The sequence below is a fragment of the Pseudomonas sp. DrBHI1 genome (genome assembly GCF_002205115.1).
In the GTDB taxonomy this organism is placed as follows: Bacteria; Pseudomonadota; Gammaproteobacteria; order Pseudomonadales; family Pseudomonadaceae; genus Aquipseudomonas; species Aquipseudomonas mosselii.
The window spans coordinates 19,005-40,770 of the sequence record NZ_NIBE01000075.1 but is presented as its reverse complement, the minus strand read 5'-3'; the positions used below and the strand labels follow the sequence as shown (position 1 = coordinate 40,770).

The 21,766-nt window shown below is 65.6% G+C and carries 17 protein-coding genes, 1 tRNA gene and 1 pseudogene; 11 read left to right on the top strand and 8 right to left on the bottom strand.

Annotated features, from left to right (window positions below; translation table 11 throughout):
- Window positions 1–114: 114 nt before the first annotated feature.
- On the bottom strand, window positions 115–1,401 hold the full coding sequence (locus CC207_RS16920) for a Zn-dependent hydrolase (protein WP_069016340.1): 1,287 nt from the start codon (window positions 1,399–1,401) through the stop codon (window positions 115–117).
- A 51-nt stretch (window positions 1,402–1,452) separates the two neighbouring features.
- A complete protein-coding gene (locus CC207_RS16915; RefSeq protein WP_062359641.1) occupies window positions 1,453–2,943 on the bottom strand; it encodes an NCS1 family nucleobase:cation symporter-1 in 1,491 nt (496 codons plus the stop codon).
- A gap of 617 nt (window positions 2,944–3,560) precedes the next feature.
- Between CC207_RS16915 and hydA the strand changes: the two genes are divergently transcribed.
- From hydA to preA, 3 genes are all read left to right on the top strand, one after another.
- Window positions 3,561–5,000, top strand: a complete 1,440-nt coding sequence (gene hydA / locus CC207_RS16910; protein ID WP_028692552.1) for a dihydropyrimidinase — start codon at window positions 3,561–3,563, stop codon at window positions 4,998–5,000.
- A gap of 207 nt (window positions 5,001–5,207) precedes the next feature.
- A complete protein-coding gene (locus tag CC207_RS16905) occupies window positions 5,208–6,575 on the top strand; it encodes an NAD(P)-dependent oxidoreductase (protein WP_088852445.1) in 1,368 nt (455 codons plus the stop codon).
- Window positions 6,576–7,850: an NAD-dependent dihydropyrimidine dehydrogenase subunit PreA gene (gene preA, locus CC207_RS16900; RefSeq protein ID WP_062359440.1), complete on the top strand. Its 1,275-nt coding sequence runs from the start codon at window positions 6,576–6,578 to the stop codon at window positions 7,848–7,850.
- A 63-nt stretch (window positions 7,851–7,913) separates the two neighbouring features.
- Here the strand turns inward: preA and CC207_RS16895 are convergent, their stop codons facing one another.
- Entirely contained in the window at window positions 7,914–9,197 is a 1,284-nt protein-coding gene (locus tag CC207_RS16895; RefSeq protein ID WP_028692549.1) for an FAD-binding oxidoreductase, read from the bottom strand.
- A 201-nt stretch (window positions 9,198–9,398) separates the two neighbouring features.
- On the opposite strand from CC207_RS16895, the gene CC207_RS16890 reads away from it, so the two are divergent.
- A tRNA-Val gene (locus CC207_RS16890) sits at window positions 9,399–9,475 on the top strand.
- A gap of 62 nt (window positions 9,476–9,537) precedes the next feature.
- Here CC207_RS16890 and fusA read toward each other — a convergent pair.
- Together fusA and CC207_RS16880 are read right to left on the bottom strand one after the other, a co-directional pair.
- Window positions 9,538–11,652: an elongation factor G gene (gene fusA, locus CC207_RS16885; protein ID WP_028692548.1), complete on the bottom strand. Its 2,115-nt coding sequence runs from the start codon at window positions 11,650–11,652 to the stop codon at window positions 9,538–9,540.
- 67 nt (window positions 11,653–11,719) lie between these two features.
- Window positions 11,720–12,148 carry a hypothetical protein gene (locus tag CC207_RS16880; protein WP_028692547.1) on the bottom strand — a complete coding sequence of 143 codons (429 nt, stop codon included), beginning with the start codon at window positions 12,146–12,148 and terminating at the stop codon, window positions 11,720–11,722.
- A 185-nt stretch (window positions 12,149–12,333) separates the two neighbouring features.
- Between CC207_RS16880 and CC207_RS16875 the strand changes: the two genes are divergently transcribed.
- On the top strand, window positions 12,334–12,636 hold the full coding sequence (locus tag CC207_RS16875; RefSeq protein ID WP_062359438.1) for a hypothetical protein: 303 nt from the start codon (window positions 12,334–12,336) through the stop codon (window positions 12,634–12,636).
- A 3-nt stretch (window positions 12,637–12,639) separates the two neighbouring features.
- Here CC207_RS16875 and CC207_RS16870 read toward each other — a convergent pair whose 3' ends face one another.
- The gene (locus CC207_RS16870) at window positions 12,640–13,890 is read right to left on the bottom strand and encodes an aspartate aminotransferase family protein (RefSeq protein ID WP_088852444.1); all 1,251 of its coding nucleotides are present in this window, start codon (window positions 13,888–13,890) and stop codon (window positions 12,640–12,642) included.
- 417 nt (window positions 13,891–14,307) lie between these two features.
- Between CC207_RS16870 and CC207_RS16865 the strand changes: the two are divergent.
- The 4 genes and pseudogenes from CC207_RS16865 to CC207_RS16850 all read left to right on the top strand — a co-directional run bounded on the left by CC207_RS16865 (window position 14,308) and on the right by CC207_RS16850 (window position 17,604).
- Window positions 14,308–15,692, top strand: a pseudogene (locus tag CC207_RS16865) (amino acid permease).
- Between the two features lie 106 nt (window positions 15,693–15,798).
- Window positions 15,799–16,296 carry a PaaI family thioesterase gene (locus CC207_RS16860; protein WP_028692543.1) on the top strand — a complete coding sequence of 166 codons (498 nt, stop codon included), beginning with the start codon at window positions 15,799–15,801 and terminating at the stop codon, window positions 16,294–16,296.
- 66 nt (window positions 16,297–16,362) lie between these two features.
- Window positions 16,363–16,878, top strand: coding sequence for a GNAT family N-acetyltransferase (locus tag CC207_RS16855; protein ID WP_069016338.1), 516 nt, complete (start codon window positions 16,363–16,365; stop codon window positions 16,876–16,878).
- Between the two features lie 30 nt (window positions 16,879–16,908).
- Complete coding sequence (locus tag CC207_RS16850; protein ID WP_028692541.1) at window positions 16,909–17,604, top strand: glutathione S-transferase N-terminal domain-containing protein; 696 nt, start codon at window positions 16,909–16,911, stop codon at window positions 17,602–17,604.
- Between the two features lie 38 nt (window positions 17,605–17,642).
- On the opposite strand, the gene CC207_RS16845 is transcribed toward CC207_RS16850, so the two are convergent.
- Window positions 17,643–19,259 carry an inorganic phosphate transporter gene (locus CC207_RS16845; RefSeq protein ID WP_028692540.1) on the bottom strand — a complete coding sequence of 539 codons (1,617 nt, stop codon included), beginning with the start codon at window positions 19,257–19,259 and terminating at the stop codon, window positions 17,643–17,645.
- A 128-nt stretch (window positions 19,260–19,387) separates the two neighbouring features.
- On the opposite strand from CC207_RS16845, the gene CC207_RS16840 reads away from it, so the two are divergent.
- Both CC207_RS16840 and CC207_RS16835 read left to right on the top strand, forming a co-directional pair.
- Entirely contained in the window at window positions 19,388–19,774 is a 387-nt protein-coding gene (locus CC207_RS16840; protein WP_028692539.1) for a DUF488 domain-containing protein, read from the top strand.
- Window positions 19,764–20,195, top strand: a complete 432-nt coding sequence (locus CC207_RS16835) for a GNAT family N-acetyltransferase (protein WP_062359424.1) — start codon at window positions 19,764–19,766, stop codon at window positions 20,193–20,195. Before CC207_RS16840 ends, CC207_RS16835 begins: the two co-directional genes overlap by 11 nt.
- A gap of 135 nt (window positions 20,196–20,330) precedes the next feature.
- Here CC207_RS16835 and CC207_RS16830 read toward each other — a convergent pair whose 3' ends face one another.
- The gene (locus tag CC207_RS16830; protein ID WP_088852443.1) at window positions 20,331–21,764 is read right to left on the bottom strand and encodes a right-handed parallel beta-helix repeat-containing protein; all 1,434 of its coding nucleotides are present in this window, start codon (window positions 21,762–21,764) and stop codon (window positions 20,331–20,333) included.
- Between the last annotated feature and the right edge of the window lie 2 nt (window positions 21,765–21,766).

Sequence of the window (21,766 nt, the reverse complement as noted above, 5' to 3'; positions counted from 1 at the left end):
TCTTGGAAGGTGCATGTGTAACACGCGCTTGCCCCGCCAACACCGGCACCGCCTGTGCCATGCACCTCGTTGCCTGCGTCGCGGGCCAAGCCCGCGCGGTCCTTTTATCGCCTGCTAGGCCGCCAATCGCCCGCCGGCAATCGCCTCCGACGCCGCCAGCATCGCCCGCAACAGCACCGCGCAACCGGCCGCGAGATCCCCAGGGGCGGCGTTCTCGATTTCGTTGTGGCTGATGCCGCCTTCGCAGGGCACGAAGATCATCCCGGCCGGGCCCAGCTCGGCGAGGAAGATCGCGTCGTGGCCTGCGCCGCTGACGATGTCCATGTGCGCCAGGCCCAGGTTGCGCGCCGAGTCGCGCACCGCCTCGACACAGCCCTTGTCGAAGTACAGGGCCGGGAAGTCGGCGGTGGGTACCAGCTCGTAGCTCAGCCCGTGTTTCGCAGTTGTGGCCTCGATCACCTGGCGCACTTCGGCGATCATCGCGTCCAGTTGCTCGCCTTCGAGATGACGGAAGTCCAGGGTCATGCGCACTTCGCCGGGGATCACATTGCGTGAGCCTGGATAGGCCTGCAGGCAGCCGACCGTGCCGCAGGCATGGGGCTGGTGGGCGAGGGCGGTGCGGTTGACCGCCTCGACCACGGCGGCGGCGCCGACCAGGGCGTCCTTGCGCAGGTGCATCGGCGTGGGACCGGCGTGGGCCTCGACGCCGCGCAGGGTCAGGTCGAACCATTTCTGGCCAAGGGCGCCGAGCACCACGCCGATGGTCTTGTGCTGGTCCTCGAGGATCGGGCCCTGTTCGATGTGCGCCTCGAAATAGGCGCCCACCGGGTGGCCGGTCACGACGCGGCTGCCGGCGTAGCCGATGGCGTTCAGTGCCTCGCCGACGCTCACGCCCTGGGCGTCGCGCTTGGCCAAGGTCTCTTCGAGGGTGAACTTGTTGGCGAACACCCCCGAACCCATCATGCACGGGGCGAAGCGCGAGCCTTCCTCGTTGGTCCACACCACCACCTCCAGCGGCGCCTCGGTCTCCACGCCCAGGTCGTTGAGGGTGCGGATCACCTCCAGCCCGGCCATCACGCCAAAGCAGCCGTCGAACTTGCCGCCGGTGGGCTGGGTATCGATATGGCTGCCGGTCATCACCGGCGGCAGCTTGGCGTTGCGCCCGGGGCGGCGGGCGAAGATGTTGCCGACCGCATCGATGCTCACCGTGCAGCCGGCCGCCTCGCACCACTGCACGAACAGGTCGCGGGCCTGGCGGTCGAGGTCGGTCAGCGCCAGGCGGCAGACGCCGCCCTTGGCCGTGGCGCCGAGGTGGGCGAGGTCCATCAGTGACTGCCACAGGCGGGCGCTGTCGATGTGCTGCTTGCTCGATTGCAGAACTTCCTTGGCGAGGGTGGTCATGGGTATCTCCTCAGGCTGTTGTTTTTGGCATCACGTGGGAGCTGCAGTGCATCAAGGCAACGGCTTGGCCAGCCGCGCCGGTCCGCGCACCGCGAGGCCACCGAGGGCGTAGTAGAGCCCGCCGCCGAGCAGCGAGCCGGTGAACCAGCCATAGTCGTAGAACCAGCTGAAACTGCTGTTGCCGATGGCCATCACGGTCAGCGCCACCGGCACGCCGAAGGCGACGAACCCGGCCCAGTTCCAGGCCGGGTACACGTCGTCGCGGTACAGCCCGGCCAGGTCCAGGTGCTGGCGGCGGACCAGGAAATAGTCCACCACCATGATCCCGGCAATTGGCCCGAGCAGGCTGGAGTAGCCCAGCAGCCAGTTGGAGTACACGCTCTCCAGGCTCAGGTCGGAGACGATCCAGCCGAGCTTCTTGAGCAGCTCGTGACCCATCAGCGCCAGGCCGATGAAGCCGGTCAGCCAGACCGCGCGGCTGCGCCCGATCAGCCGCGGGGCAATGTTCTGGAAGTCGTTGGTGGGCGAGACGATGTTGGCCGCGGTGTTGGTCGACAGCGTGGCGATGATGATCAGCGCCATGGCCAGGGCCACCCAGCCGGGGCTCTGGATATGGCCGATCAGGCTCACCGGGTCGGACACTGTCTGGCCCACCAGCGAGGCGGAAGCGGCGGTCATGATCACGCCCAGCGAAGCGAACAGGAACATGGTCAGCGGCAGGCCGAAGATCTGCCCGAGGATCTGGTCCTTCTGGCTCTTCGCGTAACGGCTGAAATCGGGGATGTTCAGCGATAGCGTGGCCCAGAAGCCGACCATCGCGGTAAGCCCGGCGCAGAAGTAGCCGACCACGCTGGCGCCCTCGGGGCGCTTGGGCGGCTGCGCCAGCAGTTCGCTCATCGACATGTGCGGCAGCGCCCAGAACAGCAGGCCGACACCCACCGCCACCAGCAGCGGCGCCGATAGCGTCTCCAGCCACTTGATCGACTCGGCGCCGCGCAGCACCACCCACAGGTTCAGCGACCAGAACAGCATGAAGCCGATCACCTCGCCGGTGCCGCCCAGTGCCTTCCACTCGGGGAACAGCGAGCCGAGGAACAGGTGGATGGCCAGCCCGCCGAACATCGTCTGGATGCCGAACCAACCACAGGCCACCACGGCGCGGATCAGGCACGGCACGTTGGAGCCGAAGATGCCGAACGAGGCGCGCAGCAGCACCGGGAAGGGGATGCCGTACTTGGTGCCGGGGAAGGCGTTGAGGGTCAGCGGAATCAGCACGATGAGGTTGGCCAGCAGGATCGCCAGCAGCGCCTCGCTCACGCTCAGGCCGAAGTAGGCGGTGAGCACGCCGCCGAGGGTATAGGTGGGCACGCAGATGGACATGCCCACCCACAGCGCGGTGATGTGCCACTTGTTCCAGGTGCGCTGGTGCACCTTGGTCGGGGCGATGTCGTGGTTGTAGCGGGGGCTGTCGAGGACGTCGCTGCCGGCGTCGAGCTCGAACAGGCCATGCTGCTCGACCACTTGCGATCTGCTCTGTTGCATGGGGTTCTCCAGGTCTTTTTTCTTGTAGTTGTCGCTCATCGGGCTGCCGCGATGGCCGGAGTACACACACCAGCAGTACTGCTCCTCCGGTCCGGCCAGGCGGTTGTGGCCTGCGTTTTCAACAAACGTGCCGGGAAAGCCCGCGCCTTCCCGGCGGCCGCCGCCAACCGGAGGTAACTCACTGTCTTGCAAGGGCATTCTTCAGCGCGACGACGAGGGTGGGGTGGGCACCCTGGTGCGCCGTCTGTCTGGCCGGTCCGCCACCCGCGTGGTTCAAACGGGTGCAACCTGGAAAACCACTGGCGCGGCCTGCGCCTTCCAGCCAGGAAACAAACTGCTGATTTTGCGTAGAAAATCTTGACCAATTTGGCTTCCTGTCAAGTGCGTCAAAATGGTGAAGGGGTGTCACATTTTGGTTAATTGTTAAATTTTTTATTAAAAATCAAACAGTTACAAAATATAATATTTGCATATATTTTTTCTTGATGAATATCCGATCAGATACTAGCCTCGATTCTTGTCAGGCCTGACAGGATTGAACGCGTCACCTCCAGCGCCCGGCCCGAAACTATTCCAAGAACCGGCCAGAAGACCGGTCAGCCTGCGAGGAAAACGGCATGTCCCTGTTGATCCGTGGCGCCACCGTGGTTACCCATGAAGAGAGCTACCGTGCAGATGTCCTGTGTGTCGATGGTCTGATCCGCGCCATCGGCAGCCACCTCGAAACCCCCACCGATTGCGAAGTCCTCGACGGCTCAGGCCAGTACCTGATGCCCGGCGGCATCGACCCGCACACCCACATGCAACTGCCGTTCATGGGCACGGTGGCCAGCGAGGACTTTTTCAGTGGCACCGCCGCGGGCCTGGCCGGGGGCACTACCTCGATCATCGACTTCGTTATCCCCAATCCGCAGCAATCGCTGCTCGAGGCCTTCCATACCTGGCGTGGCTGGGCGCAGAAGAGCGCGAGCGACTACGGCTTCCATGTCGCCATCACCTGGTGGAGCGAGCAGGTCGCCGAGGAGATGGGCGAGCTGGTGGCCAAGCATGGGGTGAACAGCTTCAAGCACTTCATGGCCTACAAGAACGCGATCATGGCCGCCGACGACACCCTGGTGGCCAGCTTCGAACGCTGCCTGCAACTGGGCGCGGTGCCGACAGTGCACGCCGAGAACGGCGAGTTGGTCTATCACCTGCAGAAGAAGCTGCTGGCCCAGGGCCTGACCGGGCCCGAGGCGCATCCGCTGTCGCGCCCGTCGCAGGTCGAGGGCGAGGCCGCCAGCCGCGCCATCCGCATCGCCGAGACCCTTGGCACGCCGCTGTACCTGGTGCATGTCTCCAGCCGCGAGGCGCTGGATGAGATCACCTATGCCCGGGCCAAGGGCCAGCCGGTGTACGGCGAGGTGCTGCCGGGCCACCTGTTGCTGGACGACAGCGTCTACCGCGACCCGGACTGGGCCACAGCCGCCGGCTACGTGATGAGCCCGCCGTTCCGGCCGCGCGAGCATCAGGAGGCGCTGTGGCGCGGCCTGCAGTCGGGCAACCTGCACACCACCGCCACCGACCACTGCTGCTTCTGCGCCGAGCAGAAGGCCATGGGCCGCGACGACTTCAGCCGCATCCCCAACGGCACCGCCGGCATCGAGGACCGCATGGCGGTGCTGTGGGATGCCGGGGTGAACAGCGGGCGCCTGTCGATCCACGAGTTCGTCGCGCTCACCTCCACCAACACCGCGAAGATCTTCAACCTGTTCCCGCGCAAAGGCGCCATCCGCGTCGGCGCCGACGCCGACCTGGTGCTGTGGGATCCGCAGGGCACGCGCACGATCAGCGCCCAGACCCATCACCAGCGGGTCGACTTCAACATCTTCGAAGGCCGCACCGTGCGCGGTATCCCCAGCCATACCATCAGCCAGGGCAAGGTGCTCTGGGCAGATGGCGACCTGCGCGCCGAGCCGGGCGCGGGGCGCTATGTGGAGCGGCCGGCGTACCCGTCGGTGTACGAGGTGCTGGAGCGGCGTGCCGAGCATCAGCGGCCGACACCGGTTCAGCGCTGAGGCCATTGGGGCCGCTTCGCAGCCCATCGCGACGCAAGGCCGCTCCTACAGGGATCGGTGCTTTGGCTGTGGGAGCGGCCTTGTGTCGCGAAAGGGGCGCAAGCGCCCCCTGATAACAACACCCATGCTCCTGTTGACTGCCATCCCCCAGAACGGACAGGCGAGTGACCGCCGCCTGAGCCCATAAAAAAGCGAGAGGCTACAACCGTGTTCGACGCCCTGAACCACTTGCCGCGCCCCCGGGCCGGCGCCGACCAGCTGGCCGAGGCCTTCAGCGACCTCGCGCCCCCGCTCACCGCCCGCCAGGCCGCCGTCGAGAGCGCGCGCTGCCTGTACTGCTACGACGCGCCCTGCGTCAATGCGTGCCCCAGCGAGATCGACATCCCCTCGTTCATCCACCGCATCAGCGACGAGAACCTGCAGGGCGCCGCCGAACGCATTCTTTCGGCCAACATCCTCGGCGGCAGCTGCGCCCGGGTGTGCCCCACCGAGATCCTCTGCCAGCAGGCCTGCGTGCGCAACAACGCCCAGGAATGCGCGCCGGTGCTGATCGGCCAGCTGCAGCGCTACGCCCTGGACCACGCCGGCTTCACCGAACATCCGTTCCAGCGCTCGCCGGCCAGCGGGAAGCGCATCGCCGTGGTCGGCGCCGGCCCCGCCGGGCTGTCCTGCGCGCACCGCCTGGCCATGCACGGCCACGACGTGGTGATCTTCGAGGCGCGGGAGAAAGCCGGTGGCCTCAATGAGTACGGCATCGCCCGCTACAAGCTGGTGGACGACTACGCCCAGCGCGAGGTGGAGTTCCTGCTGGGCATCGGCGGTATCGAGATCCGCCATGGCCAGCGCCTGGGCGCCAACCTGTCGCTGGGAGAGCTGCATGCCCAGCACGACGCGGTGTTCCTCGGCCTGGGCCTGGATGCCGCGCGCCAGCTGGGCCTGGCGGACGAGGACGCCCCGGGCCTGCTCGCCGCCACCACGTACATCCGCGAGCTGCGCCAGGCTGACGACCTCACCCAGCTGCCGCTGGCCGACCGCTGCCTGGTGCTAGGCGCCGGCAACACCGCCATCGACATGGCCGTGCAGATGAGTTGCCTGGGGGCCCTCGACGTCAACCTGGTTTATCGCCGTGGCTTGTCCGACATGGGCGCTACCGGTCACGAACAGGAAATCGCCAAGCACAACCAGGTGCGTCTGCACACCTGGGCCAGGCCCGAGGCCGTGCTGCTGGATGATGCCGGGCGCGTGCGCGGCATGCGCTTCGCGCGCACGCAACTGGTCGATGGGCGCCTGGGCGATACCGGCGAAACCTTCGAGCTGGCCGCCGACGCGATCTTCAAGGCCATCGGCCAAGGCTTCGATGACGCAAGCCTGGCCGACCCGCTGGCGGCGCAACTGGCCCGCGACGGTGAGCGCATCCAGGTGGACGCGCACATGCAGACCTCCATCCCCGGTATCTATGCCGGCGGCGACTGCACCGCGCTGGGCCAGGACCTCACCGTCCAGGCCGTGCAACATGGCAAGCTGGCCGCCGAAGCCATCCATGCCCAACTCATGCTCAACGTGGAGGCTGCGTAAATGGCCGACCTGTCCATCGAATTCGCCGGCATCAAGGCGCCCAATCCGTTCTGGCTGGCCTCCGCGCCACCCACCGACAAGGCCTACAACGTGGTCCGCGCCTTCGAGGCCGGGTGGGGCGGGGTGGTGTGGAAGACCCTGGGCGAGGACCCGGCGGCGGTCAACGTGTCGTCGCGCTACTCGGCGCACTTCGGCGCCAACCGCCAGGTGCAGGGCATCAACAACATCGAGCTGATCACCGACCGCTCGCTGGAGATCAACCTGCGCGAGATCACCCAGGTGAAGAAGGACTGGCCCGACCGCGCGCTGATCGTGTCGCTGATGGTGCCGTGCGTGGAAGAGTCCTGGAAGTTCATCCTGCCCTTGGTGGAAGCCACCGGTGCCGATGGCATCGAGCTCAACTTCGGCTGCCCCCACGGCATGCCCGAGCGCGGCATGGGCGCGGCCGTCGGCCAGGTGCCGGAGTACGTGGAAATGGTCACCCGCTGGTGCAAGACCCACTGCGCGCTGCCGGTGATCGTCAAGCTCACCCCCAACATCACTGATATTCGTCAGTCGGCACGCGCCGCGCACCGGGGCGGGGCGGACGCGGTGTCGCTGATCAACACGATCAACTCGATCACCAGCGTCGACCTCGACCGCATGGTCGCCCACCCCATCGTCGGCGACCAGAGCACCCATGGCGGCTATTGCGGTTCGGCGGTCAAGCCGATCGCCCTGAACATGGTCGCCGAAATTGCCCGCGACCCCGAGACCCACGGCCTGCCGATCTGCGGTATCGGCGGTATCGGCACCTGGCGCGATGCCGCCGAGTTCATCGCCCTGGGCAGTGGCGCGGTGCAGGTGTGCACGGCGGCGATGCTGCACGGTTTTCGCATCGTCGACGACATGAAGGACGGCCTGGCGCGCTGGATGGACCAGCACGGCCATCGCAGCCTCGAGGCGTTTCGCGGCCAGGCCGTGGGGCACACCACCGACTGGAAGTACCTGGACATCAACTACAAGTCGGTGGCTCGCATCGACCAGGACGCCTGCATCGGCTGTGGGCGTTGCCACATCGCCTGCGAGGACACCTCGCACCAGGCCATCGCCAGCACCCCGAAGGCCGACGGCACCCACGCCTACAGCGTGATCGAGGCCGAGTGCGTCGGCTGCAACCTGTGCCAGATCACCTGCCCGGTGGAGGGCTGCATCGACATGCAGGCGCAGGAGACCGGCAAGCCGTACATGAACTGGACCCAGGATCCGCGCAATCCCTACCGTGAAGCGGGTTGAGAGCATGCCGTGTGGAAACGAAAAAGCCCGCTCAGGGGAGCGGGCTTTCCGGATGGCGCTGGATCAGAAGCCCAGGCGGTCGCGCAGGCTGTAGTACCAGGCGCCGATGGCGCTGAACGGCACACGCAGCATCTGGCCACCCGGGAACGGGTAGTGCGGCAGGCCGGCGAAGGCGTCGAAGCGCTCGGCCTGGCCGCGCAGGGCCTCGGCCAGCACCTTGCCCGCCAGGTGCGTGTAGGTCACGCCGTGGCCCGAGCAGCCCTGGGAGTAGTAGATGTTGTCGCCGATACGGCCGACCTGCGGCAGGCGCGACAGGGTCAGCAGGAAGTTGCCTGTCCAGGCGTAGTCGATCTTGACGTTTTTGAGCTGCGGGAAGGCCTTGAGCATCTTCGGACGGATGATCGCCTCGATGTTCGCCGGGTCGCGCGCGCCGTACACCACGCCGCCACCGAAGATCAGGCGCTTGTCGCTGGTCAAACGGTAGTAGTCGAGCAGGTAGTTGCAGTCCTCGACGCAGTAGTCCTGCGGCAGCAGGGTGCGCGCCAGTTCGTCGCCCAGCGGCTCGGTGGTGATGACCTGGGTGCCGCACGGCATCGACTTGGCCGCGAGTTCCGGCACCAGGTTGCCCAGGTAGGCGTTGCCGGCGACGATGATGAACTTGGCGCGGACCTTGCCCTGCGGGGTGTGCACGACGGGGTTGGCGCCACGCTCGATGCGCACGGCCGGGGTCTGCTCGTAGATGATGCCGCCCAGGGACTCGACCGCGGCAGCTTCGCCCAGGGCCAGGTTCAGCGGATGGATATGGCCGCCGCTCATGTCGAGCATGCCGCCCACATAGTTGTCGCAGGCCACCACTTCACGGATGCGCTTCTGGTCCATCAGCTCCAGCTGGGTGTGGCCGAAGCGTTCCCACAGGCGCTTCTGCGATTCCAGGTGGCCCATCTGCTTGCTGGTCAGCGCGGCGAATACGCCGCCGTCCTTCAGGTCGCACTGGATGTTGTACTTGGCCACGCGTTCACGGATGATGCGCCCGCCCTCGAAGGCCATCTGGCCCAGCAGTTGTGCCTGCTTGGGGCCGACGGTACGTTCGATGACGTCAATGTCGCGGCTGTAGCTGTTGACGATCTGGCCGCCGTTGCGGCCCGAAGCGCCGAAGCCGACCTTGGCGGCCTCGACGATACTCACCTTGAAGCCGTTCTCCAGCAGGAACAGGGCGCTGGACAGGCCGGTGTAGCCGGCACCGATGATGCACACATCGGTTTCCACCTCACCCTGCAGCGCCGGACGTGGCGGCACCGGGTTGGCCGAGGCGGCGTAGTAGGACTGGGGGTAGGGGGTGTTGGCCATGCTCGAGGAACCTCGTGTTTTATATTTTTAACGAATGTACCGATGCTATCAATAATAATAAACACCCGCTAGTCGTCCGGTGAAAATCCTTTACCTGACGCAGAACCCTGGCCTTCTATAAATATTTTAAGATTCAGTAGCTTAGCGTGAAAAAAATGGTTGACAGGGCATTTGGATCGCGTAGAATGCGCCCCACACGACAGGCACATAGCTCAGTTGGTTAGAGCACCACCTTGACATGGTGGGGGTCGTTGGTTCGAGTCCAATTGTGCCTACCAAATCAAAAAAGGGGCGATCCGCAAGGATCGCCCCTTTTTTCGTTAGGCTCCACCGCGAAGTTTCAGGCTTCCCCGCGATTCTTCTTCACGATGGCATCGGCAATGCTCGCCGGCGCCTCGGCATAGCGGGTGAACTCCATCGAGAAACTGGCCCGCCCCTGGGTCATCGAGCGCATCGAGGTGGCGTAGCCGAACATCTCGCCCAGCGGTACCTCGGCACGGATCACCTTGCCGGCCGGGGTCTCGTCGCCATCCTGGATCATCCCCCGGCGCCGGCTCAGGTCGCCGAGGATGTCGCCCTGGTACTCCTCGGGGGTCACCACCTCGACCTTCATCACCGGCTCCAGCAGCACCGCGCCGCCTTTCTGCGACAACTGCTTGGTGGCCATGGACGCGGCGATCTTGTAGGCCATCTCGTTGGAGTCGACGTCGTGGTACGAGCCGTCATACACCGCCGCCTTGAGGTTGATCAGCGGATAGCCGGCAAGTACGCCGTTCTTCATCTGCTCCTCGATGCCTTTCTGGATCGCCGGGATGTACTCGCGTGGCACCACGCCGCCGACGACTTCGTTGATGAACTCCAGGCCTTCCTTGCCTTCGTCGCCCGGGGCGAAGCGGATCCAGCAATGTCCATACTGGCCACGCCCGCCGGACTGGCGGACGAAGCGGCCTTCGATCTCGCAGGTGTTGCGGATCTTCTCGCGGTAGGCCACCTGCGGCTTGCCGATATTGGCCTCGACGTTGAACTCGCGGCGCATGCGATCGACGATGATGTCCAGATGCAGCTCGCCCATGCCGGAGATGATGGTCTGGCCGGTCTCCTCGTCGGTCTTGACCCGGAACGACGGGTCCTCCTGGGCCAGCTTGCCCAGGGCGATGCCCATCTTCTCCTGGTCGCCCTTGGTCTTGGGCTCCACCGCCACAGAGATCACCGGGTCGGGGAAGTCCATGCGTTCGAGGATGATCGGCTTGTCCATGTCGCACAGGGTGTCGCCGGTGGTGACGTCCTTCATGCCGATCAGCGCGGCGATGTCGCCGGCGCACACGTCCTTGATCTCGGCGCGCTGGTTGGCGTGCATCTGCACCATGCGGCCGATGCGTTCCTTCTTGCCCTTGACCGAGTTGAGCACGGCGTTGCCGGAGCTGAGCACGCCGGAATACACCCGGGCGAAGGTCAGGGTGCCGACGAACGGGTCGGTGGCGATCTTGAAGGCCAGGGCCGAGAACGGCTCGTTGTCGTCGGCGTGGCGCTCCAGGTGTTTTTCCTCGTCGTCCGGGTCGGTGCCCTTGATCGCCGGGATCTCGCTGGGGGCGGGCAGGTAGTCGATCACGGCGTCGAGCATCAGCGGCACGCCCTTGTTCTTGAACGATGAGCCGAGGATGGTCGGCACGATCTCGTTGGCGATGGTGCGCTGGCGCAGGGCGGCCTTGATTTCCTCGGTGGTGAATTCTTCGCCTTCGAGGAATTTCAGGGTCAGCTCTTCGTTGGCATCGGCCGCAGCCTCGATCATATGGGCACGCCATTCGTCGGCCAGATCCTGCAGTTCGGCGGGAATGGCTTCTTCGCGGTAGCTGGTGCCCTGGTCGGCGTCGTTCCAGTAGATGGCCTTCATCTTCACCAGGTCGATCTGGCCGATGAAGTTTTCCTCGCTGCCGATGGCCAGCTGGATCGGCACCGGATGGTGGCCCAGGCGCTGGTCAATCTGCTTCACCACCCGCAGAAAATCCGCGCCCTGGCGGTCCATCTTGTTGATGTAGGCCAGGCGCGGCACATGGTACTTGTTGGCCTGGCGCCATACGGTCTCGGATTGCGGCTCGACGCCGTCGGCGCCGCTGAACACCACCACCGCGCCATCGAGCACGCGCAGCGAGCGCTCGACCTCGATGGTGAAGTCGACGTGGCCGGGGGTGTCGATGATGTTGAAGCGGTACTTGTGCTCGAACTGCTTGGTCGAGCCTTGCCAGAAGGCCGTGGTGGCCGCCGAGGTGATGGTGATGCCGCGCTCCTGCTCCTGGGCCATCCAGTCCATGGTCGCGGCGCCGTCGTGCACCTCGCCCATCTTGTGGTTGACCCCGGTGTAGAACAGGATCCGCTCGGTGGTGGTGGTCTTGCCGGCATCCACGTGGGCAACGATACCGATGTTGCGGTACAGCTCGATGGGGGTCGTGCGGGCCATGGTCGGTCACCTGTGGGTGAGGATTCTCCCAAGGTAGCAGAGCGGGAGAATCCTGCCGGGGCGACCGTCAGTCGGCGAGCACCTGCAACTGCCACTGGCCTTCGCTTTCGCGGGCCAGGCCGCTGGCCGGCAGCAGGGCCAGCAGGCGTTCGTGCAGGGCGGCTTCGGTGAATGACTTGAGGGTGGTCATGTCTAGCACGCCGACGGTGATCAGCTCGGCCTTGGTGTACGACAACCAGGCTTTTTTCAGCACCATCAGCACGTCGCTGCCGGCGGTGCTGGCGAAGCGCCTGTGCAGGGTGCGGCCTTCCAGCTCGAAGCTGTGACGGTGTTCGTAGCCGCTTTCGTCGCCACTGCCCTCGACGCAGCGGTGGCAGCGGCAGGGGCCGTCGCCGAAAGCGTTGCGCAGGTAGGCGTTGAAGTCCACGACGGGCTTGAGGGTCAGGCGTTTGTCGACCTCGAACAGGTCGGCGATCAGGGGTTGTTCGGCGCTCACTCGGTATCCTCGCGTGGTATGGCGTGCATCGGCGGGCACCCTAACAGATCGGGGCAGGGGAGGCCATGCTCGATGGCCAGCGTGGGAGCGGGCTTGCCCCGCGATGAGGTCGGTAGAGACAACCGGGAACGCCTGCCGTACTCTACGCGCCCATACGCCTAATACACCTGTTGAGGTAACCCCGCTTGAGTACCAAGTACCCGTACACCGCCACCGTGACCATCAGCGCCGAAGACCGTGGGGGCGATACCGAGGCCTCGGAGAACACCAACATGCGCGTGGGCCTTGAGGCGGTGACCGAGGTGCTGAAGAAAGTGCATTTCGTCGGTACCCTCGGGGCACCGGAAAAAGGCGCCACGCACATCTGCGTCACCTTGGAGAACGGCCTGAGTTACTACGGCCCGATCGTCAACGGCCACGCCGAGCTCGAAGGCGGCTGGATCGCCTTCGAATGCGACATGCCCACCCCTGAAGAGCTGGGCCTGTAACCCTCAGCCCAGCTCCATGAGGCACTGCTCGAGGATATTCAGCCCTTCCTCGAGCACCTCGGGCTCGATGGTCAGCGGTGCCAGCAGGCGGATGATATGCCGCGCCTTGCCGCTGGGCATCAGCAGCAGGCCTTTGCCACGCGCCGCCTCGAGCACCTTGGCCAGTTGCGTCGGCGCCGGGCTGCCGTCCGGGTTGACCATCTCCAGCCCGCGCATGGCCCCTGTACCGGTCAGGCGACCGAGCGCGGCGCACCTTCCCGACGCTTTCCAGCGCGCGTGACGCGCCACGATGGCCTGTTCCTGCCGTTCGCCCCAGGTGGCGATATTCGCGTCGGTCATCTGCGCCAGGCTCGCCAGCGCCGCCGCGCAGGCGATCGGGTTGCCCGAGTAGGTGCCGCCCAGCCCGCCCTTGGGCAGCGCGCCCATGATCGCCTGTCGCCCGACCACTGCGCCCAGCGGCATGCCGCCGGCGATGCTCTTGGCCAGCAGCAGAAGGTCCGGTTCGATACCCAGCCGTGGGAAGGCGAAGCGCTGGCCGGTGCGACCGAAGCCGGACTGAATCTCATCGATAATGATCAGGATCCCATGCTCGTCGCAGAAGCGGCGCAGGGCCTGGGCGAAGGCGGGGTCGAGGGCGAGGAAACCGCCTTCGCCCTGCACCGGCTCGAAGATGAACGCGGCCACGTCCTCCACCGCCAGCTCCACGCTGAACAGGCGCTCCATAGCCTGGAGCGCCTGCTCGCAGCTCACCCCGGTGTCCGGACTGGGGTAGGGCAGGTGATAGACCGGGCCGGGCAGTTCGCCCACGCGCTGCTTGTACGGGGCGACCTTGCCGTTGAGGTTGAGGGTGGCCAGGGTACGGCCGTGGAAACCGCCGTCGAAGGCGACGATGGCCCGTTTGCCGGTGGCGCCGCGGGCGACCTTGAGGGCGTTTTCCGCCGCTTCCGCGCCGCTGTTGGTCAGCATGCCCGTCAGCGGATAGCTGACCGGGACGAACTGGCACAGGCGCTCCATCAGTTCCAGGTACGGACCGTGGGGCGCGGCGTTGAAGGCATAGTGGGTCAGGCGCGCGGCCTGCTGCTGGATCGCCTCGACCACCGCCGGGTTACAGTGGCCCAGGTTGAGCACGCCGATGCCGCCGACGAAGTCGATGTAGCGTTTGCCGGCGGTGTCCCAGACTTCGGCGTTGCGTCCATGGGAAAGGGTGATCGGGTGAACGATGGCGATGGACTGGCTGATATTTTCCTGATTCATCTGCACGCGGCCTGTTGTTCGAGTCAGGTCGTATCCAAGCGCGTCGGGAATCGGTGGCGCAAACGAATTATTCGATTGCTCTCATTCGTTTAATTCCTGATGTCTGAAGGCTCTCTCTGCAAGCTTCATGAAAGAAGATTCTGAGCAGGATGTGAAGCGTATTGATTCCTATTTGGAATGATGTTTTGCGAAAAGGTCGTTTGTTGTGACCTGCCTGGAGATGAATACTGGCCTGGCTGGACCCTGGCAACCGACAGGTCCATCAATACAAAAATACGCCGGTAGCCAATTCCCGCAACAAGTCCGAGACGTGTGGGAGACGCGTGCCGATGCCCTTGCCGGCATGCCCGCCCCCACAGGAACGCTGCCGCCACTTTCAGCCGCCTTCGTTGCGGCCGACCCACTCGAGGGTTCTCCATGGCATCGCCAGACAACAAAAAACAGCGGTCCTTGCAGCATGGCCTGACTTCACGTCAGGTATCGATGATCTCTATTGCCGGCATCATCGGCGCCGGCCTTTTCATTGGCTCGTCCAACGCCATCGCCACCGCCGGCCCGGCTATTCTCATCTCCTACGCCATGACCGGCCTGCTGGTGCTGCTGGTGATGCGCATGCTCGGTGAAATGGCCATCGCCAACCCCAACAGCGGCTCGTTCTCCACCTACGCCAGCGAAGCCATCGGCCCCTGGGCCGGCTTCACCATCGGCTGGCTGTACTGGTGGTTCTGGGTGCTGATCATCCCGGTCGAGGCCATCGCTGGCGCGGATATCCTCCATGCCTACTTCCCGCAGGTGCCGTCCTGGCTGTTCGCCTTCCTGATCATGATCGTGCTGTCGGGCACCAACCTGGTCAGCGTGAAGAACTTCGGCGCGTTCGAGTACTGGTTCGCCCTGGTCAAGGTACTGGCCATCATTGCCTTCATCGTGGTCTGCAGCCTGGCGGTGTTCGGCGTCTGGCCACTGGCCGACGTCTCCGGCGTCAGTCGCCTGTGGGACGCCGGCGGCTTCATGCCCAATGGCTTCGGCACCGTGCTCGGCGGCGTGCTGATCACCATCTTCTCGTTCTTCGGCGCCGAGATCGTCACCATCGCCGCCGACGAGACAGCCAACCCCAAGGACAAGATCCGCCGCGCCACCAACCTGGTGGTGTACCGCATCGCCATTTTCTACCTGGCGTCGATCTTCCTGGTGGTTTCGCTGGTGGCCTGGAACGATCCGGGGCTCAAGGCGGTGGGCTCGTTCCAGCGGGTGCTGGAAGTGCTCAACGTGCCCGGCGCCAAGCTGCTGGTCGACATCGTCGTGCTGGTGGCGGTCACCAGTTGCATGAACTCAGGGCTGTACACCGCCTCGCGCATGCTCTACTCGCTGGGGGCCCGTGGCCAGGCACTGCTTATGACCAGGCGGATCTCCGGCGCGGGCGTGCCCACCGTGGCGGTCGTTCTCTCGACCCTGGCGGGCTTTGCCGGCTGCCTGGTCAACTACGTGTTTCCCGGCAAGGTGTTCGGGTTCCTGCTATCTACCACCGGCGCCATCGCCTTGCTGGTGTACCTGGTGATCGCCGTTCGCAACTGCGCATGCGGGCCCGTGCCGAGCGCGAGGGGCGCACGCCGGAGCTGAAGATGTGGCTGTTCCCGTGGCTGACCTGGCTGGTGATCGGCACCATCGTCATGGTGCTGGGCTACATGCTGTTCAGCGATGCCTACCGCTATGAAACACTGATGACCGCGGGGGTGACCCTGTTCATCCTGCTGGTTTCGCTGACCCAGCGGCGCAAGCGGGGCTCGGCGTGGCAGGCGGCCTGATACGCTCAGGGGGCATATGGCGGCCCCCTCCATTTGGCGGCCGGGAAGCATGGGGCTACCATCGGCAGTCAGCCTCCTTCCCAATTCCAACAAGCCAAGGACGTGTATGACCGAACAAGCCCCCTCCCTGCAACAACTCGCCGCCCCTGATGGCACATGCTACGGTTGCGGGTGCTCCCACCCCAGCGGCCTGCATGTGCAGAGTCACTGGGATGACGACGGCGTCCACCTGCTGTGCCGTCATTCCCCCGACCCGACCTTCATCGGCTGGCCCGGCCTGGTCTACGGCGGCCTGCTGGCCATGCTGGTCGATTGCCATTCCAACTGGACCGCCATGGCCCACCACTACCGCGCCGAAGGCCGCGAGCCCGGCAGCCTGCCGCGTATCGACTGTGTTACCGGCCAACTGAGCCTGACCTACCTCAAACCCACCCCGATGGGCGTCGAGCTGCTGCTCAAGGCACGGGTCGAGGGTGAGGTGGGGCGCAAGAGCCGAGTGATCTGCGAGGTCTGGGCTGGGGATGTGCTGACCGTTACCGCCGATTCAGTGTTCGTACGGGTCGATACCGAGAAGCTCAAGCGGCAGGCCCACGGCGACGCCTGAACCTTGCGCCGGTTGGGAGGGGCTGGCATTGTCGAGGGTGATCCGGATGCCCGACAGGATGTTGCCATGCCCTACCAGATCCGCCAGGCCCGCAGCAATGACTGTACAGCCCTGAGCCACATCGGCCAGGCCACCTTCGCCCTGGCCAGTCCGCCCGACAGCGCTCCGGCGGCGCAGCGGCACTACATCGCCCACAACCTGCAGCCCGAGCATTTCCAGGCGCACCTGCGCCACCCGCACAAGCGCCTGCTGGTGGTCGAGGAGGGCGGCCAGGTGCTGGGCTACAGCATGCTCGACCTGGCGCCCGGTGAGCTGGGGATCGCCGCGGCCGATCATCTGGTGGAGATTTCCCGTTGCTATGTGCTGCCCGCCGCCCACGGCACGGGTGCCGCGCAGTCACTGCTCGAGGCTACCCTGGCCCACACCCGTGGCCCGGTTCGCCTGACCGTCAATGAACTCAACGCCAGGGCCATCCGGTTCTACGGGCGCAATGGCTTTCGCAAGGTGGGCGAGGCGATCTTTCCCTGCGGTGACGAGCGACACCGAGACTGGGTGATGGTCAGGACGCCCGACAGTCTTTAAATTGAGTCCCTCAACCTTCAGGGCGCGAACATGACCGATCTTTCCGTATTCCCCATCACCCGCAAATGGCCGGCCCGGCATCCCGAGCGCCTGCAGCTGTATTCGCTGGCCACGCCCAACGGCGTCAAGGTCTCGATCATGCTCGAAGAGATCGGCCTGCCTTACGAGGTGCACAAGATCAGTTTCGACAACGACGACCAGCTGAGCCCCGAGTTCATCTCCCTGAGCGCCAACAACAAGATTCCGGCAATCCTCGACCCCGATGGCCCTGGTGGCCAGCCGCTGCCGTTGTTCGAGTCCGGGGCGATCCTGCAGTACCTGGCCGAGAAGAGCGGGCAGTTGCTCAGCCAGGACCCTGCCCAGCGCTACCAGACCTTGCAGTGGCTGATGTTCCAGATGGGCGGCATCGGGCCGATGTTCGGCCAGGTGGGGTTCTTTCACTTCTTCGCCGGCAAGGCGTACGAGGACAAGCGGCCCCGGGATCGCTACGTCAATGAGTCCAAGCGCCTGCTGGGCGTGCTCGACCGGCACCTGCAGGGGCGGGAGTGGATGGTCGATGCGTACAGCATCGCCGATATCGCCATCTTCCCCTGGGTGCGCAACCTGGTGGAGCGCTACAACGCGCGCGAGCTGGTGGGGTTCGATGATTTCACGGAAGTACAGCGGGTGTTGGCGAAGTTCCTTGAACGCCCGGCTGTACAGCGTGGCCTGAAGATCCCGGAATAACCTTGCTGGGGGCGCAAGGCGCCCCCGTCGCGAGATCCTCAGAGGATCTGGTTCAGCAACCAGTACAAGCAACCCGCCAGCAACATTGCAGCCGGCAACGTCAATACCCAGGCCATCAGCAGGTTGACCAGCGTCTTGCGTTGAATCCCCGAGCCATTGGCCACCATGCTCCCGGCCACGCCTGAACTCAGCACGTGAGTGGTCGACACCGGCAGGCCGAACAGGTCCGCGGCGCCGATGGTACACATCGCCACCACCTCGGCCGAAGCGCCCTGGGCATAGCTCAGGTGGGTCTTGCCGATCTTCTCGCCCACCGTCACCACGATGCGCCGCCAGCCGACCATGGTGCCCAGGCCCAGGGCGATGGCCACCGCCACCTTGACCCACAGCGGGATATAGCGGGTTGCGTCGTCCAATTGGCGCTTGAACAGTTGCACATGGCGGCGGGTATCGGCGTCGTAGCGGGCCAGTTGGTGCTTGTCGATCAGGCGGATGGCCTCGCTGGTCAGGTACATGTCGTTGCGCACGTTGGCCATGGCCTCGGCCGGCACGCGCTTGAGCGAGCCGTAGCCTTTGACTTCCTCGCCAATCATGCCGGTCAGCGCGGCCAGCGCCGGGATCAGCTCGGCACTGGCCTTGGGCTCGCCGATGAACGTGGTCAGGACCTGGCGTGGATCGGCCGGGGCAGGGGACGGTACTGCGCGCACCAAGGCCTGGCGGGTGACCTCGGCGACCGCCGAGAACTGCAGGGCCTGCTCGTTGGGCATGGTCTTGTTCAGCGCATAGGCCATCGGCAGGGTGCCGACCAGGATCAGCATGATCAGGCCCATGCCTTTCTGGCCATCGTTGGAGCCGTGGGCGAACGACACGCCAGTGCAGGTGAGGATCAGCACGCCGCGGATCCACCAGGGCGGCGGCGTCTGGCCTTCTGGCGCCTGGTACAGCTCGCGGCGCTTGACCAGCGCGCGCAGGGCGAGCAGCAGCAGGGCGGCGCAGGCGAAGCCGATCAGCGGCGAGAACAGCAGGGCGTAGCCGACCTTGCTGGCCTGGGTCCAGTCCACGCCGCTGGTGCCGTCGCGCCCGTGCATCAGCGCGTTGGCCACGCCCACGCCGATGATCGAGCCGATCAGGGTGTGCGAGGACGACGCTGGCAGGCCCAGCCACCAGGTGCCGAGGTTCCAGATGATCGCCGCCAGCAGCAGGGCGAAGACCATGGCGAAGCCGGTCGACGAGCCGACCTGCAGGATCAGCTCCACCGGCAGCAGGGCGATGATGCCGAAGGCCACCGCGCCGCTGGAGAGCAGCACGCCGAGGAAATTGCACAACCCCGACCAGACCACCGCCACCGGCGCCGGCAGCGAATGGGTGTAGATCACCGTGGCCACGGCATTGGCGGTGTCGTGGAAGCCGTTGACGAACTCGAAGCCCAGGGCGATCAGCAGGGCCAGGCCCAGCAGCAGGAAGGGGGTGACGGTGGTGACCACGGTGCCGCTGGCGCTGACATCCTGCTTCAGGCTCCAGAAGGTGTAGGCCAGGCCGGCCAGCAGCAGGCCGAAGAACAGGGTGAGGGTGGCGCGTCCGGGTTTGTGGGCAAGGTGAGGGCGCGGGCTGGGCAGGGTCAGGTCGGACTGGCTGGCCAGGGACGGGGTTGCCATGAGGGCTCCGGTTGGCGTCGGGCGGTGGTGCCGAAAGTCTTCAGCATAGAAACAATTCGTTACCAGGGCGTGACCTCGATCAATGAAGGCCCTAGGCTGTCTGGGGAACGATGTCGCAGGAGTGCTGCATGATTCGCTGTAAACGCGTCTACGAGGCGCTCGAGGGCGGGGATGGCCAACGCGTGCTGGTCGATCGTCTTTGGCCGCGCAACAAACGCAAGGAGGACCTGCACGGGCAGTGGCTGCGTGAAGTGGCGCCGTCCGACGCACTGCGCAAGGCGTTTCACGCCGGCGAGCTCGACTTTGCCGGTTTCACCCAGCGCTACCAGCAGGAGTTGGCCGCCCACCCCGAGCACTGGTATCCGCTGCTGGACCTGGCCGGCAAAGGCGACCTGACCTTGCTGTACGCCGGCAAGGACTCCGAGCACAACAACGCCCAGGTGCTGGCCCGGTGGCTTGAGGACGAACTGGAGCGCCGTGGGCCGGCCAGTTCGCCGGTGTGTTATGCCCCTTGAACTGATCCCTGCGACCGACGAACACCTCACGTTTGCCCGTGACCTCACGCGCCGCGCCATGCTGCCGTATTACCGCGAATTCGACCTGTTGTGGATCGAGGAAGCCTTCGATGAAGCCTGGGGCTGGCGCGAACAGTGGCTGGTGGTCGAGGACGATCGGGTGCTGGGCTTTTGCAGCCTCAGCCAGGACCGCCAGGCGCTGTATATCCGCGAGCTGCATCTGCTGCCCGAGCATCGTGGCCGGGGCGTGGGCGGCTGGGTGCTGGAGCAGTTGGCTGGCTGGACTCTACAGCGCCGGTTGCCGTGGCTGCGGCTGATGGTGTTCAGCAGCAACCCGGCGCGGCGCCTGTATCAGCGCCGAGGGTTCGTCGAGGTCGGGATGGACGAGTGTTTCGTGCGGATGCAGCGTCCGGTGCCCTGACACGATCCTGTGAGCGGCCTTGCGTCGCGAAAGGGCCGCAACGCGGCCCCCGGCGATCTTTGCTTTTACGCTGAAATCCTGGGGTCGCTCCGCGCCCCTTTCGCGACACAAGGCCGCTCAGGGGCCGTGTATTTTTCAGTCCTGGCGCACCCTGACCATCTGTTCCTGTACCAGCATTGCCTCCAGCACCGGCCCCTGCAACGCCAGCAGGTCGCCGGCCAGCAGGTTCTGCAGCAGTGCCTTGCCATCGAAGCGATTGCCCCCCAACTCGACCTCGCGCACCCCCTCGACCCGCACCACGGCCTTACCCACCTGCCCCAGGCGATTGCCGCTGATCACCAGCGGCCCGGGCTGCGGCGTGGCGTTGCGCAGGCTGATGGCGTACTCCGGCGTATTGCCGATCCGGTTACCCACCAGCGTCAGGCCCGTGACCTCGCTGGCATCCACCGCGCTGCCCTGGCTGCTGGCCAGCAGGTTGTCGTCGATCAGCAACGGGGCTTCGGCCGTCGGCGCGAGGTCGCGCAGCTGGATGCCATGCCCACGGCTGTCGCCGATGCGATTGCCGGCCAGCAGCACGGTGCCGTGCTGGTCGCTGATCTCGATGGCGGCCTTGGCGGCGCCGAGGATCAGGTTGTTTTCGATCAATGCCCGGGTCTGGCCACGCAGGCGCACGCCGCTGTTGTTGTCGACGCCGCGCAACTGGTTGCCACGCAGGTTCAGCTGGCTGTCGCGGGTGTCGATGGCATACTGCTGCGAGCCTTCGAAACGGCTGTCGATGATGGTCGCCTGGCTGTGCTGCAGCTCCACCGCGCTGGACAGCTCGCTGAAATGGCTGGCTTCCACCAGCAGCGTGGCGGGACGCGTACTGGCCGCCTGCTGGGTGCTGAGCGCGGTGCTCAGGCCGCGGGACAGGTTGGCGTTGTAGCCCAGGCGCTTGAGCGTCGAGCCGATCACCTCGGTATGGCTGCCAGCCCAGGCCACCACGAAGGGCCGCCAGGCACGGTCGGTGTTGCCGGGCTTGTCGCCGGCGACGCTTTCCAGCGTCGATTGGTTCAGCCCCAGCCAGCCCTGGTTGATCAGTGCGGTACCGGAGAAGCTGTACAGGTAGAGGCGCGTGCCCTCCAGCCGCAGCCCCGCATCGGCGCCGATCATCAACGGGTAGCTCAGCAGGTAGCCGTCCTTGTAGCGCTTGAGCACCCGTGGGTCGTGCAGCGCATCGTGCAGCTGCGCCAAGGTGATGCTGCCACCGCGCAGCACCACGGCCTGGGGGTGATGCGCCTGGTAGCCGGCGATGGCGCGGAACAGGCCGTTGTTGACGAACGGCTCGAACGGCCAGCTGCCGGCCTGGGACGAGAACATCGGCTGCAGGCTGACGCTGGCGCGGCCCGCAGGTGGCGGGCGGCGCGCCTGCTCGAAGGTCACCGCCTGACGGGTCTGGTGGCGCAGTTGCTCCAGCTGCTGCTGGTGCTGCGCCTGGGGCAATGTGTCCATCACCGGCGCGGCCCGCGCGGTGGTCGCCAGCAGCAGGGCGGCCAGGCAGGTGAAAGAAAAGCGGCTGAACGGTGCCATGG

What these genes read in the sequence shown, in the direction of transcription:
- CC207_RS16920 (WP_069016340.1), bottom strand. Translation starts at nt 1,401, where the DNA reads ATGACCACCCTCGCCAAGGAAGTTCTGCAATCGAGCAAGCAGCACATC.
- CC207_RS16915 (WP_062359641.1), bottom strand. Translation starts at nt 2,943, where the DNA reads ATGCAACAGAGCAGATCGCAAGTGGTCGAGCAGCATGGCCTGTTCGAG.
- hydA (WP_028692552.1), top strand. Translation starts at nt 3,561, where the DNA reads ATGTCCCTGTTGATCCGTGGCGCCACCGTGGTTACCCATGAAGAGAGC.
- preA (WP_062359440.1), top strand. Translation starts at nt 6,576, where the DNA reads ATGGCCGACCTGTCCATCGAATTCGCCGGCATCAAGGCGCCCAATCCG.
- CC207_RS16895 (WP_028692549.1), bottom strand. Translation starts at nt 9,197, where the DNA reads ATGGCCAACACCCCCTACCCCCAGTCCTACTACGCCGCCTCGGCCAAC.
- fusA (WP_028692548.1), bottom strand. Translation starts at nt 11,652, where the DNA reads ATGGCCCGCACGACCCCCATCGAGCTGTACCGCAACATCGGTATCGTT.
- CC207_RS16870 (WP_088852444.1), bottom strand. Translation starts at nt 13,890, where the DNA reads ATGAATCAGGAAAATATCAGCCAGTCCATCGCCATCGTTCACCCGATC.
- CC207_RS16860 (WP_028692543.1), top strand. Translation starts at nt 15,799, where the DNA reads ATGACCGAACAAGCCCCCTCCCTGCAACAACTCGCCGCCCCTGATGGC.
- CC207_RS16855 (WP_069016338.1), top strand. Translation starts at nt 16,363, where the DNA reads ATGCCCTACCAGATCCGCCAGGCCCGCAGCAATGACTGTACAGCCCTG.
- CC207_RS16850 (WP_028692541.1), top strand. Translation starts at nt 16,909, where the DNA reads ATGACCGATCTTTCCGTATTCCCCATCACCCGCAAATGGCCGGCCCGG.
- CC207_RS16845 (WP_028692540.1), bottom strand. Translation starts at nt 19,259, where the DNA reads ATGGCAACCCCGTCCCTGGCCAGCCAGTCCGACCTGACCCTGCCCAGC.
- CC207_RS16840 (WP_028692539.1), top strand. Translation starts at nt 19,388, where the DNA reads ATGATTCGCTGTAAACGCGTCTACGAGGCGCTCGAGGGCGGGGATGGC.
- CC207_RS16835 (WP_062359424.1), top strand. Translation starts at nt 19,764, where the DNA reads ATGCCCCTTGAACTGATCCCTGCGACCGACGAACACCTCACGTTTGCC.
- CC207_RS16830 (WP_088852443.1), bottom strand. Translation starts at nt 21,764, where the DNA reads ATGGCACCGTTCAGCCGCTTTTCTTTCACCTGCCTGGCCGCCCTGCTG.